This window comes from Ancylobacter sonchi (genome assembly GCF_018390695.1).
Taxonomy (GTDB): Bacteria; Pseudomonadota; Alphaproteobacteria; order Rhizobiales; family Xanthobacteraceae; genus Ancylobacter; species Ancylobacter sonchi.
Window position 1 is genome coordinate 626,561 of the sequence record NZ_JAHBGF010000028.1, and the last position, 15,241, is coordinate 641,801.

13 protein-coding genes are annotated in these 15,241 nt (G+C 69.0%); 4 read left to right on the forward strand and 9 right to left on the reverse strand.

Features of this window, described 5'->3' with window-relative positions:
• Positions 1-249: 249 nt before the first annotated feature.
• A complete protein-coding gene (locus KHC28_RS18305; RefSeq protein WP_312893247.1) occupies positions 250-1,455 on the forward strand; it encodes an acetate/propionate family kinase in 1,206 nt (401 codons plus the stop codon).
• Positions 1,456-1,763: 308 nt separating this feature from the next.
• Here the strand turns inward: KHC28_RS18305 and KHC28_RS18310 are convergent, their stop codons facing one another.
• From KHC28_RS18310 to KHC28_RS18320, 3 genes are all read right to left on the reverse strand, one after another.
• Positions 1,764-2,456: an outer membrane protein gene (locus KHC28_RS18310; RefSeq protein WP_214009754.1), complete on the reverse strand. Its 693-nt coding sequence runs from the start codon at positions 2,454-2,456 to the stop codon at positions 1,764-1,766.
• A gap of 628 nt (positions 2,457-3,084) precedes the next feature.
• Positions 3,085-5,040: a glycosyltransferase family A protein gene (locus tag KHC28_RS18315; RefSeq protein WP_214009755.1), complete on the reverse strand. Its 1,956-nt coding sequence runs from the start codon at positions 5,038-5,040 to the stop codon at positions 3,085-3,087.
• Positions 5,041-5,137: 97 nt separating this feature from the next.
• A complete protein-coding gene (locus tag KHC28_RS18320) occupies positions 5,138-6,040 on the reverse strand; it encodes a LysR family transcriptional regulator (RefSeq protein WP_214009756.1) in 903 nt (300 codons plus the stop codon).
• 107 nt (positions 6,041-6,147) lie between these two features.
• Here KHC28_RS18320 and KHC28_RS18325 point away from each other — a divergent pair, with 107 nt between their 5' ends.
• Entirely contained in the window at positions 6,148-7,173 is a 1,026-nt protein-coding gene (locus KHC28_RS18325; RefSeq protein ID WP_214009757.1) for a zinc-dependent alcohol dehydrogenase family protein, read from the forward strand.
• Between the two features lie 23 nt (positions 7,174-7,196).
• Here the strand turns inward: KHC28_RS18325 and KHC28_RS18330 are convergent, their stop codons facing one another.
• Positions 7,197-7,646, reverse strand: a complete 450-nt coding sequence (locus tag KHC28_RS18330; RefSeq protein WP_312893248.1) for a PPC domain-containing DNA-binding protein — start codon at positions 7,644-7,646, stop codon at positions 7,197-7,199.
• A 308-nt stretch (positions 7,647-7,954) separates the two neighbouring features.
• Here KHC28_RS18330 and KHC28_RS18335 point away from each other — a divergent pair, with 308 nt between their 5' ends.
• Complete coding sequence (locus tag KHC28_RS18335; RefSeq protein WP_214009988.1) at positions 7,955-8,758, forward strand: ATP-binding cassette domain-containing protein; 804 nt, start codon at positions 7,955-7,957, stop codon at positions 8,756-8,758.
• 60 nt (positions 8,759-8,818) lie between these two features.
• On the opposite strand, the gene KHC28_RS18340 is transcribed toward KHC28_RS18335, so the two are convergent.
• The gene (locus tag KHC28_RS18340; RefSeq protein WP_214009759.1) at positions 8,819-10,021 is read right to left on the reverse strand and encodes an MFS transporter; all 1,203 of its coding nucleotides are present in this window, start codon (positions 10,019-10,021) and stop codon (positions 8,819-8,821) included.
• Between the two features lie 81 nt (positions 10,022-10,102).
• Between KHC28_RS18340 and KHC28_RS18345 the strand changes: the two genes are divergently transcribed.
• Complete coding sequence (locus KHC28_RS18345; protein WP_214009760.1) at positions 10,103-11,119, forward strand: AraC family transcriptional regulator; 1,017 nt, start codon at positions 10,103-10,105, stop codon at positions 11,117-11,119.
• A gap of 24 nt (positions 11,120-11,143) precedes the next feature.
• Here KHC28_RS18345 and KHC28_RS18350 read toward each other — a convergent pair whose 3' ends face one another.
• The 4 genes from KHC28_RS18350 to KHC28_RS18365 all read right to left on the reverse strand — a co-directional run bounded on the left by KHC28_RS18350 (position 11,144) and on the right by KHC28_RS18365 (position 15,239).
• Positions 11,144-12,028, reverse strand: a complete 885-nt coding sequence (locus KHC28_RS18350) for an NAD(P)-dependent oxidoreductase (RefSeq protein ID WP_214009761.1) — start codon at positions 12,026-12,028, stop codon at positions 11,144-11,146.
• 53 nt (positions 12,029-12,081) lie between these two features.
• Entirely contained in the window at positions 12,082-12,774 is a 693-nt protein-coding gene (locus KHC28_RS18355) for a GntR family transcriptional regulator (protein ID WP_214009762.1), read from the reverse strand.
• A gap of 74 nt (positions 12,775-12,848) precedes the next feature.
• Positions 12,849-14,270 carry an aminotransferase gene (locus KHC28_RS18360; protein ID WP_214009763.1) on the reverse strand — a complete coding sequence of 474 codons (1,422 nt, stop codon included), beginning with the start codon at positions 14,268-14,270 and terminating at the stop codon, positions 12,849-12,851.
• 111 nt (positions 14,271-14,381) lie between these two features.
• Entirely contained in the window at positions 14,382-15,239 is an 858-nt protein-coding gene (locus KHC28_RS18365) for an ABC transporter permease (protein ID WP_214009764.1), read from the reverse strand.
• Between the last annotated feature and the right edge of the window lie 2 nt (positions 15,240-15,241).

Genomic DNA, 15,241 nt, shown 5'->3' on the forward strand with positions numbered 1-15,241 from the left:
CGACCATCGGGGAGGCATGGCAGCGTGCCGCCTCCCTCACCTCAAGGCCGGTGCGGTGGACGGTGCGGCCAATCCGGGCCACCGCGACCGATCCGGCCGGCATCATCGACCACGGGCCGGTGAGGTGGACGATCCGGGCGATACGGCGCCGAAAATGGCCGATGAGGACGACGCCGCGGCAGGCAGAGGATGCCGAACCGCTCTCTGGCTGCTAGGCTGGCGTGCCGCATCGCAACCTGGGGCTCCGCCGTGACCGATCCCGCTGCCGTCCCTGCCCTCTTCGTCGTCAATGCCGGCTCCTCCAGCATCAAGTTCAAGCTCTACCGGGTGGTGGGCGACGATATCGCCCTCGAGCTCGGCGGCGCGCTCGACGGCATCGGCCGGCTGCCGCGCCTCAAGGTGAAGGACGCCGCCGGCGCCACGCTGGTCGACCGCTCCTTCGCCGCCGACGAGGTCGCCACCGCCACCGTCGCGCAGCACGTGATCGGCGACTGGCTGCTGCCGCACCTCGACGGCTACCATATGATCGGCATCGGCCATCGCGTGGTGCATGGCGGGCCGACCTTTTCCGGCCCGGTGATCGTCGACGACAAGGTGATGGAGACCCTGACCGGCTTCATCCCGCTGGCGCCGCTGCACCAGCTGAGCAATCTCGACCCGATCCGGGTGCTGCGCGAGCGGCGGCCGGAGCTGCCGCAGGTCGCCTGCTTCGACACCGCCTTCCATCGCGGCCACCCCGAATTGTCCGAGCGCTTCGCCCTGCCCCGCGCGCTCTATGACGAGGGCGTGCGGCGCTACGGCTTCCATGGCCTGTCCTATGAATATGTCGCCTCGGCTCTGCGCCTCGCCGAGCCGGAGATCGCCGGCGGCCGGGTGGTGGTGGCGCATCTCGGCTCCGGCGCCTCCGCCTGCGCGCTGCGCGACGGGCGCAGCATCGAATCCACCATGGGCTTCACCGCGCTGGACGGGCTGCCGATGGGCACGCGCTCCGGCGCGCTCGACCCCGGCGTGGTGCTGCACCTGATCGAGCAGAAGGGCCTGTCCGCCGCCGAGGTCGGGCGCATGCTGTACAACCAGAGCGGGCTGCTCGGCCTCTCCGGCATCAGCAACGACATGCGCGAACTCATCGCCAGCCCGGCGCCGGAGGCGGCGCTGGCGGTGGAGTTCTTCTGCCTGAAGGTGGCGCAGGCGGTGGCGGCGCTGGCCACCACGCTGGGCGGGCTCGACGCCCTCGTCTTCACCGCCGGTATCGGCGAGCATTCGCCGGAGGTGCGCGCCGGCATCGCCGGGCGGCTGGCCTGGCTCGGCGTGCGGCTCGACGCGGCGGCGAATGCCGCCGGCGCGCCGCGCATCGAGGCGGCCGACAGCGCCGTGCCGCTGCTGGTCGTTCCCACCGACGAGGAACGCATGATCGGCCGCCACACGCTGCACATGCTGGCGGGACGGGCCGGCTAGAGCGGCGGTCTCTGCGGCCGGCGGGATAGAGGCCGCTGGCGCGAGCTGCCGACGGGGCATCGCGACTATCGGCCGGTTGACGGCTTCGCCGAACCGGAAGGCCCGGCCTGGACGACGTACTCGACCTTGCGGACGACGCCCGCAGCTCTTGAGAAGCCCACCGCCGAGAGGACCGTCCGGACCCGCTCGCCCGAAACGAAAAGAGCGGAGCCAGACCATCCTGTCCGACCCCGCCCTTCGAATGCTGCCAAAAGGATCTCGCGACCCCGTCCGGCCCGGAAAGCCGGCCTTGTCGGCCGGCCCGCCGATCAGAACTTGTAGTTCACGCCGATGCGGACGACGTTGGTGTTGATGTGGCCCCAGTTGTCGAAGCCGCCCGGCAGCTGCGGCTTGGTGTCCGGGTCGCCGAGATAGAGGTACTCGCCCTTGACGGTCCAGTTGTCGGCGAAGGCGTACTCGACGCCGGCACCCACGGTCCAGGTCCAGTAGTCGGCCGAGGCGTCGTAGGCAACGCCGCCGATGTTGCCGCTGACCGAAGTCTGGCCGTAGGCGGCACCGGCGGTGCCGTACACCAGGACGCGATCCCAGGCGTAACCGATACGGCCGCGGATGGTGCCGAAATAGTCGGAGTCCCAATCGTTGCCGTACCAGGTGGAGCCGGCGATGCCGCCATAGCTGCCGCTGCCGGCGACGCCCTGGATATCAGCCTCGATACCGAACACCCACGAGTCGACCTGGTAGTTGTAGCCAACCTGGGCGCCGTAGGTGAAGCCGCTGCCGCTGCCGGCCCACATACCGGAGCCGTAGCCGTCGATGGACGAGCCACCCGAGCCGTCCGCCCAGAGGTAGCCGATGTTGCCGCCGATGTAGAAGCCGGTCCAGGTGAACACCGGCACCGGGGCGATCGGGGCCTTCACCGGATACTTGGCGGCCAGATCGGCGGCGAGAGCCGGGCTGGCCAAGGCAACGACGCTGACAGCAGCAAGGAGAAACTTCTTCATGGCCAGAACCCTTCGAAATCTGAAGTCGACGTCAGCTTCCCAGCCCACACGCCAACATTCACTGGAAACTTTGATGAGCTGATCATGCCGCAACGCAGGGGCAGATAAAATGACAAATATGTCACACGCCCAAGTCATTCATCGCACTGCTACCCCGCCAACCCGGCCAAGGCGGCCTCCGACCGACGCCATCGCTAGTTTAGGAGGACGTGTCGTTCGCACTCCCGCCCGCGGGGACCGCGATTGCCTCACAGATAAACCTTCATCTCCTAGGTTAATATTCCATATCTTTTTCCGAAAAGGATAGCTTTCATCCGGACACTCGCCTGCGCCATGGCCGGAACATCACGCATCGCTGAATATTTTATTTTTTCTACTGAACAAAAATTGCGTGCAATTCACCACCAAGGTTGGATTGTTACGAGAATCGGCGATTGCAAGGCGTCGCTCCCTCGCCTTGCCCGCCATTGCACTGCCGTATTCTAGGTTGCATACCGATGTCCCGCGTGTATGCGCCGCCGCGGCCGTAAGGCCCGACGCCACCCGCAGCAGCGGCGTTGCAGTTCAGCCACAGGGATGCGGCTTTCCACATCACCGCCCTGTGATGAGGAGCGTACCTGCCGTTAGGTCAGGGCAGCATTTCCTCGGGTACCGCAAATGGCCGGCTACCCAGTTCGCCGTCGAGGCGCGGCAGGCGGCCGGCGGCGACTTCCTCGTCGTGCCAGTCGTTCCACGCCTTCCAATAGGCGATGCGCATCGGCGATTCACTGAATTCCGAAATCGCTCCCGCCCCGGACTGGGTGAGCGACAGCCCGTGCCGGCGGCCCAGCGTCAGCACCAGCCGGACCACCGACAGCGCCATCGAACCGAAATGCAGGCGCACCCGCTGCAGGAATTCGCGGTCGGCGCCGAAGCGCACCGGGTCGAACAGCCCGACCTCGGCGAACACGTCGGCGGTGAAGAAGGTCGAATGCGGGCACTCCTCGACATAGCGGCCGCGCATGCCGCATTCGATGGTGGCGTCCGAGCGCACCCGCAGCCATTGCGAGGTCGTGCATTTCAGCTCGGGCTGCGCCTGCATGACACGCAGATGATGCGCGACATGGGTGCGCAGCCAGAAATCGTCAGCGTCGCACAGGGTGACGTAGTCGCACCCGGCGCGCAGCGCCTCGGCGATGCCGAGATTCTTCGCCGCATAGGTCCCGACATTGCGCGGCGTGCGCAGATAGGTCAGCTGGCCCTCCGCCGCCAGCGGCGCGCAGATCGCCTCGGTGCCGTCGGACGAACAGTCGTCGACGACGATGAGGCGCACGCCCGGCACGCTCTGGCCGAGCACGCCCTCGATGGCGCGGGCAAGGTGCTCCTGCGCGTTGAAGGCGGTCATCACCACCGCCACCCGGGCGTCCGCCGCCTCGACGTCGCGGCTGAGATCGACGACGGTGTCGAGGCCGAATTCGTCCCAGGCGAGCTCCATGTCGTCGCGGCGGAACACGTCGCGCAGGATCCTGGTCTTCTCGCCGCGCTGGCTCAGCACGTTATGCAGCGCGATCAGATACTGCACCGGCGGCGGGGTTTCCGGCGGCTGGGCATCGATGACCTCGCGGATCGATACTTCCGCCTCATGCGTGCGGCCGCGCTCCAGATGGTACTCGCAATAGAGCACCTGGCCCGACACGGTGGAACGGCAGCTGAGCACGCCGGCCCGCTCCAGAAGGCGGCAGGCCTCGTCCTTGTCCTGATAGGCGACGAGCACCGCCCGGTTCACCAGCGGCTGCTTCAGCAGCGGGCGGATATTCGACCATTCCTCCAGCCAGGCGCGCGCCTCGTCGTGCCGGCCGAGGCGGAAGGCGGTGTACCAGAGCCCGTCGAGGAAGCGCGGGTCGTAATCCTGCCCCGGTGCGCGCCGGGCGGCCGCGCGGCTGAGCAGATCGTGCGCCCGCTCGAAATAGCGGACCTGCAGATAGTGGCGGACGGCGATGTCGAGCAGCATCTGCCGCTCCGGGCCGACGCTCTCCGGCGTGTCCAGCCATTCGAGCATGCGCAGCGCCGTCGCCCGCTGGGCGTGGAAGAAATCCTCCAGCCAGATCGCCACGGTCTGCTGGCCGAACGCCTCGGCGAACAGCCCGGTGCGCAGCACCTGCCGCAACAGGGCGTCGACCTGCGCGTGCGGCACCCTGTTCAGCGCCGCCGCCAGCTCGCGCTGGAGGTCCGCCCGCATCTCCACGAAGCCGGGCAAGGGCGGCAGCACGTCGCGCATGCGCGGAACGCGCTGCTCCGGCAGACGGGCGCGCAGCTCCTCGGCATGGCGCTCGAAGGCGCGGCTGGTGTGCACCGCCGCCACCTGATCGCCGATCCAGCTGGCCAGCCCGCGCTCGCTGGCACTGCCGAGATAGGAGGCGACGAGATTCGCCGTGTCGTCGCGCACCGCGAAGATCGGATGCGCGGCGATGTCGGGAAAGCCGGTCTCGTGCAGGAAGCCGCGGAACTTGCGGAAGCCAGCCAGCACGGGCCGGACATAGGCGGGCAGGAACTCGTCAGATCGGAGCTCGTGCGATCGGGGCTCGTGGGATCGGGGCTCGGCCAAGATCATGCGTCCGCCATTTGGAATCTGAGCGGTCCAGCCTCGGCGGCGGCCGCTCCGACCCGGTTTAGAGAATCCCTCGCGGCTTCACAATCGGCCGTCACAATTCGGCGCTGCCGGGCAGCGCGACGGCAAGGATGTCGAGTGCGAGGCGCAGCCGCAAGGGCATGTGCGGCGCCTGCGGCCACAGCGCATGGGTGGCGAAGACCAGTTGCGGCAGGTCCTTCAGCACCGGCACAAGGGTGCCGGCCCGCACCCGGTCGCGGACCAGCCAGCAGGGCAGCCAGCCGAGGCCGTGGCCGGCCTCCGCCGCGTCGGCGATGGCTTCGAGATCGTCGAGGCGCAGCCGGCTCGGCGGTGTCACCTCCCTGAGCCCGTCGGCCAGCGGAAACTGCCAGACGCGGATGCGGCCGGCCCGCCCATAGGTGACGGCGTGATGGGCGGCGAGAGCGTCGAGATCGCGCGGCGCGCCGTGCGCGGCGAGATAGGCGGGGGCGGCGCACACCACCATGCGCTGCATGCCGACCGTGCGCGCCATCAGCCCGGCGCCGTCGCCGAGGGCGCCGTTGCGGATGGCGAGGTCGAAACCGTCCTCGACGAGATCGACCGGCCGGTCGCTGAAGGAGAGGTCGAGTTCCAGCTTCGGGTGCCGCGCCGCCAGCTGGGCCAGCACCGGGGCGACGCAGCGCCGGCCGAACAGCACGGGCATCGACACCCGCAGGCGCCCGGTCGCCTCGCGCCGGCCCGATTCCAGCACGGCATGCCCGGCGCGCAATTCCTCCAGCGCGCGCAGACAGCGCTCGTAATAGAGCTGGCCGTCCTCGGTGAGCGCCTGGCTGCGCGTGGTGCGCTGGAACAGCCGGGTGCCGAGCCGCGCCTCCAGCCGTGCCACCGTCTTGGCGACCGCCGAGCGGGTGAGGTTGGCCCGCTCGGCGGCGGCGGCGAAGCTGCCCGCCTCCACCGCCGCGACGAAGACGTCGAGCCCGCTCAGCACCTCGCGCATCCGATTGGCTCCCATTCGGCGACAATTCGGCGAATTCTTATCGCCACTGCGTCCCATCCATCAACGATACATCGGAAGCCACCCTATCGCGCAAGCAGGAGTTGGCCATGAGCGAGACGATGAAACGCTGGGAGATGGACGGCCTCGGCCGCCACAGTCTGGAACTGCGGGAGGTGGCGCGTCCCACCCCGCGCGCCGGCGAGGTGCTGGTGCAGGTCCGCGCGGCGTCGCTGAACTATCGCGACAAGCTGATGATCGAGACCGGAATGGGTCTCGCCCTCGACTACCCGTTCACCCCGGCCTCCGACCTCGCCGGCACGGTGGTGGCGACCGGCGCGGGCGCGACCCGCTTCCGGGAGGGCGAGCGGGTGATCTCCACCTTCTCGCCGGGCTGGATCGAGGGCCGGCCGCTCGGCGACGCCCGCCGCCCGCCCTACCGCACGCTGGGCGGCACCCTTCCCGGCGTGCTGGCGGAATATGTCGCCTTCCCCGAGGACTGGTTCGTGCGGGCGCCGGCCAGCCTCGACGACGCGGCGGCCAGCACCCTGCCCTGCGCCGGGCTCACCGCGTGGTTCGCGCTGGTGGAAACCGGGCGGCTGCATGCCGGCGAGACGGTGCTGATCGAGGGCACCGGCGGGGTGGCGCTGTTCGGCGTGCAGATCGCCCACGCCCATGGCGCCGAGGTGATCGTGATCTCCGGCAGCGCCGACAAGCTGGAGCGGGCAACGGCACTCGGTGCCCGCCACGGCATCGACCGCTCGCGGACCGACTGGGTGGAGGCGGTGCTGGCGCTGACCGGCGATCGCGGCGTCGACCACATCATCGAGACCGTCGGCGGCGCGCATACCGGCAAGGCGGTGCAGGTCGCCGCCGTCGGCGGGCGCATCTCGCAGATCGGCGTGCTGGAAGGCTTCGAGATCACCCTGCCCGGCGGCCCGCTGATGCTGAAGAACGTGACGCTGCAGGGCATCAGCGTCGGCCATCGCCGGGCGTTGGAGGATTTCGTCGCCGCCGTCGAGCGTACCGGCCTCGAGCCGGTGATCGACGCCCGCTACCCGCTCGCCGCGCTGCAGGACGCGCTCGACCATCTCGACCGCGGCGCCTTCGGCAAGATCGTGGTGGAAATGGCGTAGCAGACGCTCGCCAGCGCTGGCGCTCAGCCGGGCCGGTCGATGCGGATGAGGGCGAGGCCGCTCTCCGCATCGACGCGCTTGTGCAGATGCGCCGGCGTCTCGGTCAGGATGATCTCCAGCGTCGGGCGGACATGGCCCTCGGTGAGATGGCCGGCCAGGGCGCTGCCGTCCCGCCGCCCGAGCACGACATGCACATGGATGGCCGGCTTGCCCTGCGGGTCGAGCGCGACGTCGCCGGACAGCGACGCCACCTCGACCTGCTCGCGCACCGGGATCTTGTCATAGGCCTTCCGCTCCCAGTCGAAATAGCTGATCACCGCCTCGCGGAAGGCACCGATGGCGGAGATATGCGCCGCCAACAGGCCTTCCCGCGCGGCGAAGGCCTGAAGCGAGGCCATCGCCTCGTCGCCGGTCTCCAGGATGATCGCGAATGTGCGCAGGCCATTCGCCTCGGCAAGCTTCTTCGTCTGCACGGGACACCTCGTCTTCGGTTGCGAACCGGCAACGGCGGGGGATGCCGGGCGTTCCCCCACCCGCGACATCGTGAAGCCGAAAGGGGTGCGCAATGAGGACGGCGGCGCGAAAAGGCTTTTTCTGTAATCGTTACAAACTGAAAGCCGCAAAAACCACAATGGCGGCACGATGACCTTGGCGACGGATGATCTATACTCGGGATGGTTTGACGCTGACCGAGGCGATGGCGTAAGCGGGAGGCGATGACACGCCGACGGCGCCCCGTCTTCAGGAAGGACACCGCTTGAATTCGCCGCTCATCTCGCCTCTGGTCTCCGCCACGCCGCTGGCTTCCGACGCCGTACCGCTGTTCGACCTCGACGGCGTGTGCTTCTCCGTGCCCGGACGGGTGCTGCTGGCGCCGCTGACGCTGTCGCTGCCGGCCGGCCGCGTCGTCGGGCTGATCGGCCATAACGGCTCGGGCAAGTCGACGCTGCTGAAGATCCTCGCCCGCCAGCAGCCGGCCTCGGCCGGGTCGCTGCGCTTTGCCGGGCGGGCGCTCGGCGAATGGAACGACCGCGGCTTCGCGCGCAAGCTCGCCTATCTGCCGCAGGCGACGCCGGCGGCGGCCGGGATGCTGGTGCGCGAGCTGGTGGCGCTCGGCCGCTATCCCTGGCACGGCGCGCTCGGCCGCTTCTCCGACCTCGACCGGCACAAGGTCGAGGAGGCGATCGAGCTGACCGGCATGGAAGGCTTCGCCGACCGGCAGGTCGACACATTGTCCGGCGGCGAGCGGCAGCGGGCCTGGCTGGCGATGCTGGTGGCGCAGGACGCCGACTGCCTGCTGCTCGACGAGCCGACCTCGGCGCTCGACATCGCCCATCAGCTCGAAGTGCTGGCGCTGGTGCGGCGGCTGTCGGCGGTGAAGGAACTGAGCGTCATCGCCGTGCTGCACGACATCAACATGGCCGCGCGCTTCTGCGACGAGTTGCTGGCGCTGCGCGAGGGCCGGCTGATCGCTCGCGGCACGCCGGCCGAGATCGTCACGCCGGCGCGGCTGGAGACGATCTACGGCGTGCCGATGGAAGTGCTGGCACGCGGCGACGGCACGCCGCTCGCCGTGCCGGCCTGAAGATGACCGGCGGCCGGGATCCGGCCGCCGGGTAACAGGGTTTCTGCCTCGGGTCTTGCTTCAGGTCGCGATGGCGGCGCGACGGGTGCGCACGCCGAGCAGCACGATGAGCGCGGCGCCGAGCAGCACCAGGCTGGCGCCGGCGAACACCCCGGCCGCGCCGTCCATCTCGAACACCAATCCGCCACCGGCGGCACCCAGCGAGATCGCCAGCTGCACGGCCGCCACCAGAAGGCCGCCGGCGGTCTCGGCCTGGTCGGGCACGGTGCGGGTGAGCCAGGTCGACCAGGCGACCGGCACCGCTCCGAAGGCCAGGCCCCACAGCGCGATCAGCCCGGCATGGCCCATCGGGTTGCCGTGCAGGGTGACGAGCGCGATGCCGAGCGCGCCCATCAGCAGCGGCATCGACAGCAGCGCCAGCTTCAGGCTGCGCTCGATCAGCGGGCCGGCGAGCAGCGTGCCGACGAAATTGGCGAGGCCGAAGCCGAGCAATATGCCGGACATGGCGTTGATGCCGACGCCGGTCACCGTCTCCAGGAACGGCCGGATATAGGTGAACACCGCGAAATGGCCGGCGAAGGCCAGCATCGCCGCCAGCATGCCGAGCGCGATGCCCGGCCGGCGCAACACTTCGCCCAGCGTGCGCAGGCTGGCCGAACCGCTCGGCGCCATGCGCGGCAGGGTGACGATCTGCGCGACGATGGTGAGCACGCCGAGGCCGGCCACCAGCAGGAACACCGCGCGCCAGCCGATGAGGTGGCCGAGATAGCTGCCGACCGGCGCGGCGAAGATGGTCGCCGCCGAGACACCGGAGAAGATCATCGACAGCGCGCGCGGCACCAGCGCTTCCGGCACCAGCCGCATGGCGAGCGCCGCCGACATCGCCCAGAAGCCGCCAATGGCGACGCCGAGCAGCACCCGCCCGGCCAGCAGCAGGGTCAGGTTCGGCGCGAAGGCCACCAAGAGGTTGGAGATCACCAGCAGCACGGAGAAGCCGATCAGCAGATGCCGGCGGTCGATTTTCTGGGTCACGGCGGCGACCAGCAGGCTGGCGACCAGCGCCACCAGCGCGGTCGCCGTCACCGCCTGCCCGGCGGCGCCCTCGGTGATGCCGAGTTCCGCCGCCATCGGCGTGAGCAGGCTGGCCGGCAGGAACTCCGCCGTCACCAGCCCGAACACGCCGAGCGTCATGGCGCCGACGGCGGCCCAGGCCGGCTGTTCCTGAGTCGCGGCGGCTTCTTCAAGCGTGAGCGCGTCGCTCATCTCGAATCCTTTCGAAGAGGAATGTTGCATGGCAGCAGGCTAGGCTGGATTCCCCGGACGAGATATGCCAGCCTGTCCGTCATGCTTGATCGTTCGTCCGAAAATGCTGCGATGCCGTTCCCTGCCCCGCCGCCCTTCGACGTGGTGAGCGAGCTGCTCGTCGGTATGCGCCTCGTCGGGCTGAACTACCGGCGGATTCAGATCTCGCCGCCCTTCGGGCTCGGCTTCGGCGGGGCGGACGATCGGGCACAGTTCCATTTCGTCGCGCAGGGCACGGTGTTCCTGCGCCGGCCGGGCGAGCCCGACCAGAAGCTGGAGGCCGGCTCCGCCGTGCTGCTGCCGCATGGCGGCGCGCACGACCTCGTCTCCGAGCCGGAGGTACCGAGCCGCGAGATCGCCGCCTTCTGCGCCGCGCCGCTGTGCCGGGCGGTGGGCGACATCAAGCAGTGCGACGACGGCGTCTGCCGCAGCAAGGACGTGGTGATCTTCAGCGGCTGCATGGGCTTCGAGCTCGGCAGCCTCACGCCGCTGGTGGCGGTGATGCCGGCGGTGATGTCGGTCTCGACGCTGCTGTGCCGCTACCCCGAAATGCTGCCGATGCTGGAAGCGATGGAGCGCGAGGCGCGCGGCGAGCGGGCGGGCTTCGCCGGCATCCTCGCGCGGCTTGCCGAAGTGGTATCGGCCTTCATCGTGCGGGCCTGGGTGGAGAGCGGCTGCGGCGCGGCGACCGGCTGGCCGGCGGCGCTGCGCGACCCGCGCCTCGGCCGGGTGATCGCCGCCGTGCATCGCGACCCCGGCCGCGACTGGACGGTGGCCGACCTCGCCGCCGAGATGGGCTCGTCACGCTCGGTATTCGCCGAGCGTTTCCTCGACGTGACCGGCATGACGCCGCTGCGCTACCTCACCGAGCTGCGCATGCGGCTGGCGGCGCAGTGGATCACCCGCGACCGCGTCTCGATCGAGGACGCCGCGCACCGGCTCGGCTACGGCTCGCAGGCGGCGTTCAGCCGGGCCTTCAAGCGGGTGATCGGCCACGCGCCGGGCGCCATGCGGGCCGGCAGCCGCGCGGGAGAAGCGACCTCGCGTGCGGCTGAGTAGCGGGACTGCCGATCGGGGCGACCGTCAGCCCTGATTGGCCTTGCGGACGATGTCGACCAGCTTCGGCACATAGTCGTCGCCATGGCCGAGACCCACCGCCAGCCCGAAGGAATTGCGCACCGCCGCGCCCATCGGGTTGCCGGTGCCGAGCGCGTTGGCGAGGCTCGCCAGATAGGTGGTGTCCTTGAAGGCGTTGCTCAGGGTGAACTTGTGCGCCTCCGGATCCTTGTCGAGGAACCATTTCGAGAAGGTCTGGTAGAAGCCGCAATCCATCCGGCCGCCGCGGATGACGCTGTCAAAGGTCTTGTCGGCGATGCCGGTCTTGTCGGCGATCATCAGCGCCTCGGCATAGAGCGCCGCGTAGCCCATCGACAGGAAGTTGTTGATGAGCTTCATGGTGTGGCCGGAGCCGAGCGGGCCGGTATGCACCACCTTGCCGGCGAAGGCGTCGAGGATCGGCTTGGCGCGGGCGAAGGTCTCGTCGCTGCCGCCGGCCATCACGTCGAGCGTGCCGGCCTCCGCCTCCACCGGGGTGCGCCCGAGCGGGGCGTCCATCAGGGTGATGCCGTCGGCCGCCAGCGACGCCGCCAGCTTCAGCGTCACCGAGGGGTCGGAGGTCGAGCAGTCGATCACCAGCAGCGGCCGGCCGGCGGCGCGCAGGCTGTCCGGCCCCTCGAACAGCGCCTGCACCTGCGGCGAGCCGGTGACGCACAGCACGACCACGTCGACCGTCTCGGCCATCTCGCGCGGGGTCTTCGCCTCGGTGGCGCCGAGGGAAATGAGGTTCTCGACCGGCGCGCGGTTGCGGTGGCCCATCACCGTGAGCGGCCAGCCCTTGGTGACGAGGTTCTTCGCCATGCCATGGCCCATGAGGCCGACGCCGATAAAGCCGATACGTTCTTTCGTCATGACCCGTCATCTGTGGTTGGAGGGAGCGCGTCCTGCCGGGCGCCCCGGTCGGTTCACCGCCATCCTCGGCGGCTGTAGAGGTAGCGCTGGAACGAGCGCAGGTCGGAGCAGCGCAGATGCCGCGCCGCCGTCGCGTCGCCGGCTTCGATCGCCATCACAAGTTCGTCCTGTATGTGCAGGGTAAAGCTCACGAAATCCGGATCATGCGGCAGGTCGACGGCGAGGCAGGAGGCGATGAACGGCGCGTAGCGCAGCCGCAGCCGCATCACCATGTCGATCAGCACCGGCGATTTCGAGCCGTGCACCAGCGCGATGTTCCAGCCGCGGATCGCCTTCATCGTCGCGAGGTGGTCCTGCTCGGGATAGTGCACCCGCATCGTGTCGGTGTGCCCGTAGAGCGGGCGCGCCTCCTCCGGGCATTTGCGGGCGGCGAACTGCGCCGCCGCCTCGCCTTCCAGCAGCATGCGGATGGTCCAGATCTCGTCCGCCTGCTCGCGCGAGAGCTGCGGCACGCGCACCGCCCGGCCGGGGATGACCTCCAGCGCCGAATCCGCGACCAGCTTGCTGACAGCCTCGCGGACCGGTTGCATGGAGGTATTGAGGAGGGTGGCGAGCTTGCGCAGGCTGATCCGCGTATCGGGAAGCCAGGCGCCGTCGACGATGCGGCTTTCCAGCTCCCGATAGATGTGATGCGCAAGCGTGGAACTCGACAGTCCCGGCCGGTCCACGATGCTGTCTTCGACCATGCCACTCCCCCCAGATATTGCCGGCGATATTGTCTTTATCGCCGGCAATATCACGGAACTCCCAGGCCACGTAGCTAGGCGCCGGCCTTCTCGGCGAGCTGGGCGGTGAGGCCGTCCATGGTCTTGCCGAACAGGTCGATGGCCTCGTCGCACTCCGCCTTGGTGATGCAGAGCGCCGGCGAGAACGACACCACCTCGATGAAGGGCAGCGCGCGGATCATCAGCCCGCTCTCCTGCGCCTTGCCCGCAACCAGACGGTGCACGGCGTCGGTGGCCTGGAACGGACGGCGGGTGGCGCGGTCGGCGCTGAACTCGACGCCGATCATCAGCCCCTCGCCGCGCACCTCGCCGACGAAGGGGTGCTCCGCCAGGCGCTCGCGCAGGCCGGCGAGCAGATAGGCGCCGGTATCGGCGGCGTTGCCGATCAGCCCCTCACCTTCCATGATGTCGAGATTGGCCATGGCGATGGCGGCGCCGACCGGATGGCCGGAATAGGTGAAGCCGTGCATCACCGGGCCGTATTCCGCCGAGCCGGCCTCGAACACCTTCCACATGCGCTCGGAGATCACCGAGGCCGACATCGGGAAATAGGCGCTGGTCAGCCCCTTCGCGAGCGTCACGATGTCCGGCTTCAGCTTGTAGAGGCCGGTGGCGAACCACTCGCCGGTGCGGCCGAAGCCGGTGATGACCTCGTCGGCGATCAAGAGGATGTCGTGGCGGTCGAGCACCGCCTGCACCCGCTCGAAATAGCCGGCCGGCGGAATGAGCACGCCGCCGGTGCCCATGATCGGCTCGGCGATGAAGGCGCCGATGGTGTCCGCGCCCTCGCGGGCGATCAGCGCCTCGAGATCGGCGATCAGCCGGTCGCAGAAGGCGGCCTCGCTCTCGCCCGGCGCGGCGAAGCGGTAGTAATGCGGGCACTCGGTGTAGACCACCTCGCCTTCCGGCAGGCTCCACGCCTTGTGGTAGGACGGGATGCCGGTGAGCTTGGCCGCCGCCATGGTCAGCCCGTGATAGGCGCCCATGCGGGAGATGACCTTCTTCTTCTCCGGGGTGCCGCGCAGATTGGCGTAGTAGCGGACCAGCTTGAAATTGGTGTCGTTGGCGTCCGAACCGGAGGTGCCATAGAACACCCGCGCCAGATGGTCGGCGCCGGCATGGTCGTGGAACAGGCCGAGGATGCGGTCCGACAGGCGGATGGTCGCCTCGTTGGAGGCCGAGCCGAACAGGTGCCAGTAATTGAGGTCGAGGATCGCCTTCTTCGCCGCCTCGGCGATCTCCGGCCGGCCATAGCCGATGTTCACGCACCACAGGCCGCCGGAACAGTCGAGGATCGGCTTGCCCTTGTGGTCGGTCAGGCGCACGCCCTTGGCGCTGCCCATGATCTGCGGGCCGCTCGCCATGTGCTGGGCGATCGAGGTCAGGGGATGGAACAGGCTGTTGCGGTCCATCTCCTCGAGCGAATAATTGCTGTCGGACGTATCGAGATCGAGCATGTCAGGGACTTTCCGAGACGGCGGGAGGGAACCGGCGGAGACCGCCGGCACAGGAAGGCGTTGAGGGGGAAGCCGGGTCCGTTCTTGTCGAGCTTCAGTTCTTGTCGAGCTTCAGTTCTTGTCGAGCTTCACGAACAGCACCCAGAAGAACGCGCCCATCACCGGCAGCGTCACCGCCAGCAGGATGGTGGTGAGCGAGAAGATGATCGGCACCTGCGATTGCTGCGACGCCGCCATGGCCCAGTTGTAGATCGGCATGGTGGTCTCGATGCCGCGCACGAACAGCGAGCGCGGCAATTCGTTGAACGACAGCAGGAAGCCGAAAATCCCGGCGCCGAGGATGCCCGGACGCAGGATCGGCATCTCGATGTCCCAGAAGCGCCGCCAGGGCGAGGCGCCGAGATCCTCCGCCGCGTCGAGCAGGCGCAGGTCGAAGCGGCTGGCCACCACCAGCACCAGAAGGATGCAGAACGGCAGCGCCCAGACCAGCTGGGCGAGGAAGATCGACCACATGCCCAGCGTCAGATTGAGCATGGTGCGCAGGAAGATGAACAGCGCCGCCCCCATGGTGAGGCCGGGCACGAAGAGCGGCATCAGCACCAGCAGCAGCGAGGCGCCCGGCCGCGCCATGCGGGTCAACGCCCGGCCGACCAGTGTCGACAGCGCCATGCAGACCACCGCCACGCCGGCGCTCATCAACAGGCTGGTGTAGAGCGGCGGCCGCCAGCGGGCATCGGCGAACAGGGTGGCGTAGTTCTGGAAGGTCAGCGGATAGGGAATGCCGGCCAGCGGATTGGCGGTGAAGGACATCACCGCCAGCCACACCAGCGGGATGTAGATCATGACGATGGCGAAGACGCCGGCGCCCTTGGCGAGCGTCGTCCAGCGCGGCGAAGTACTGAGCCGGCGACGGGCGGAAGGCGCGGCGACGGCGCGGCGGGAATAGGTTTCCATGGCGGTGGCGGACATAT

Excerpts from the sequence above, each read along its gene's own strand:
- KHC28_RS18325 (WP_214009757.1), top strand. The coding sequence starts at position 6,148 with ATGAGCGAGACGATGAAACGCTGGGAGATGGACGGCCTCGGCCGCCAC.
- KHC28_RS18340 (WP_214009759.1), bottom strand. The coding sequence starts at position 10,021 with ATGAGCGACGCGCTCACGCTTGAAGAAGCCGCCGCGACTCAGGAACAG.
- KHC28_RS18320 (WP_214009756.1), bottom strand. The coding sequence starts at position 6,040 with ATGCGCGAGGTGCTGAGCGGGCTCGACGTCTTCGTCGCGGCGGTGGAG.
- KHC28_RS18355 (WP_214009762.1), bottom strand. The coding sequence starts at position 12,774 with ATGGTCGAAGACAGCATCGTGGACCGGCCGGGACTGTCGAGTTCCACG.
- KHC28_RS18360 (WP_214009763.1), bottom strand. The coding sequence starts at position 14,270 with ATGCTCGATCTCGATACGTCCGACAGCAATTATTCGCTCGAGGAGATG.
- KHC28_RS18365 (WP_214009764.1), bottom strand. The coding sequence starts at position 15,239 with ATGTCCGCCACCGCCATGGAAACCTATTCCCGCCGCGCCGTCGCCGCG.
- KHC28_RS18345 (WP_214009760.1), top strand. The coding sequence starts at position 10,103 with ATGCTTGATCGTTCGTCCGAAAATGCTGCGATGCCGTTCCCTGCCCCG.
- KHC28_RS18310 (WP_214009754.1), bottom strand. The coding sequence starts at position 2,456 with ATGAAGAAGTTTCTCCTTGCTGCTGTCAGCGTCGTTGCCTTGGCCAGC.
- KHC28_RS18350 (WP_214009761.1), bottom strand. The coding sequence starts at position 12,028 with ATGACGAAAGAACGTATCGGCTTTATCGGCGTCGGCCTCATGGGCCAT.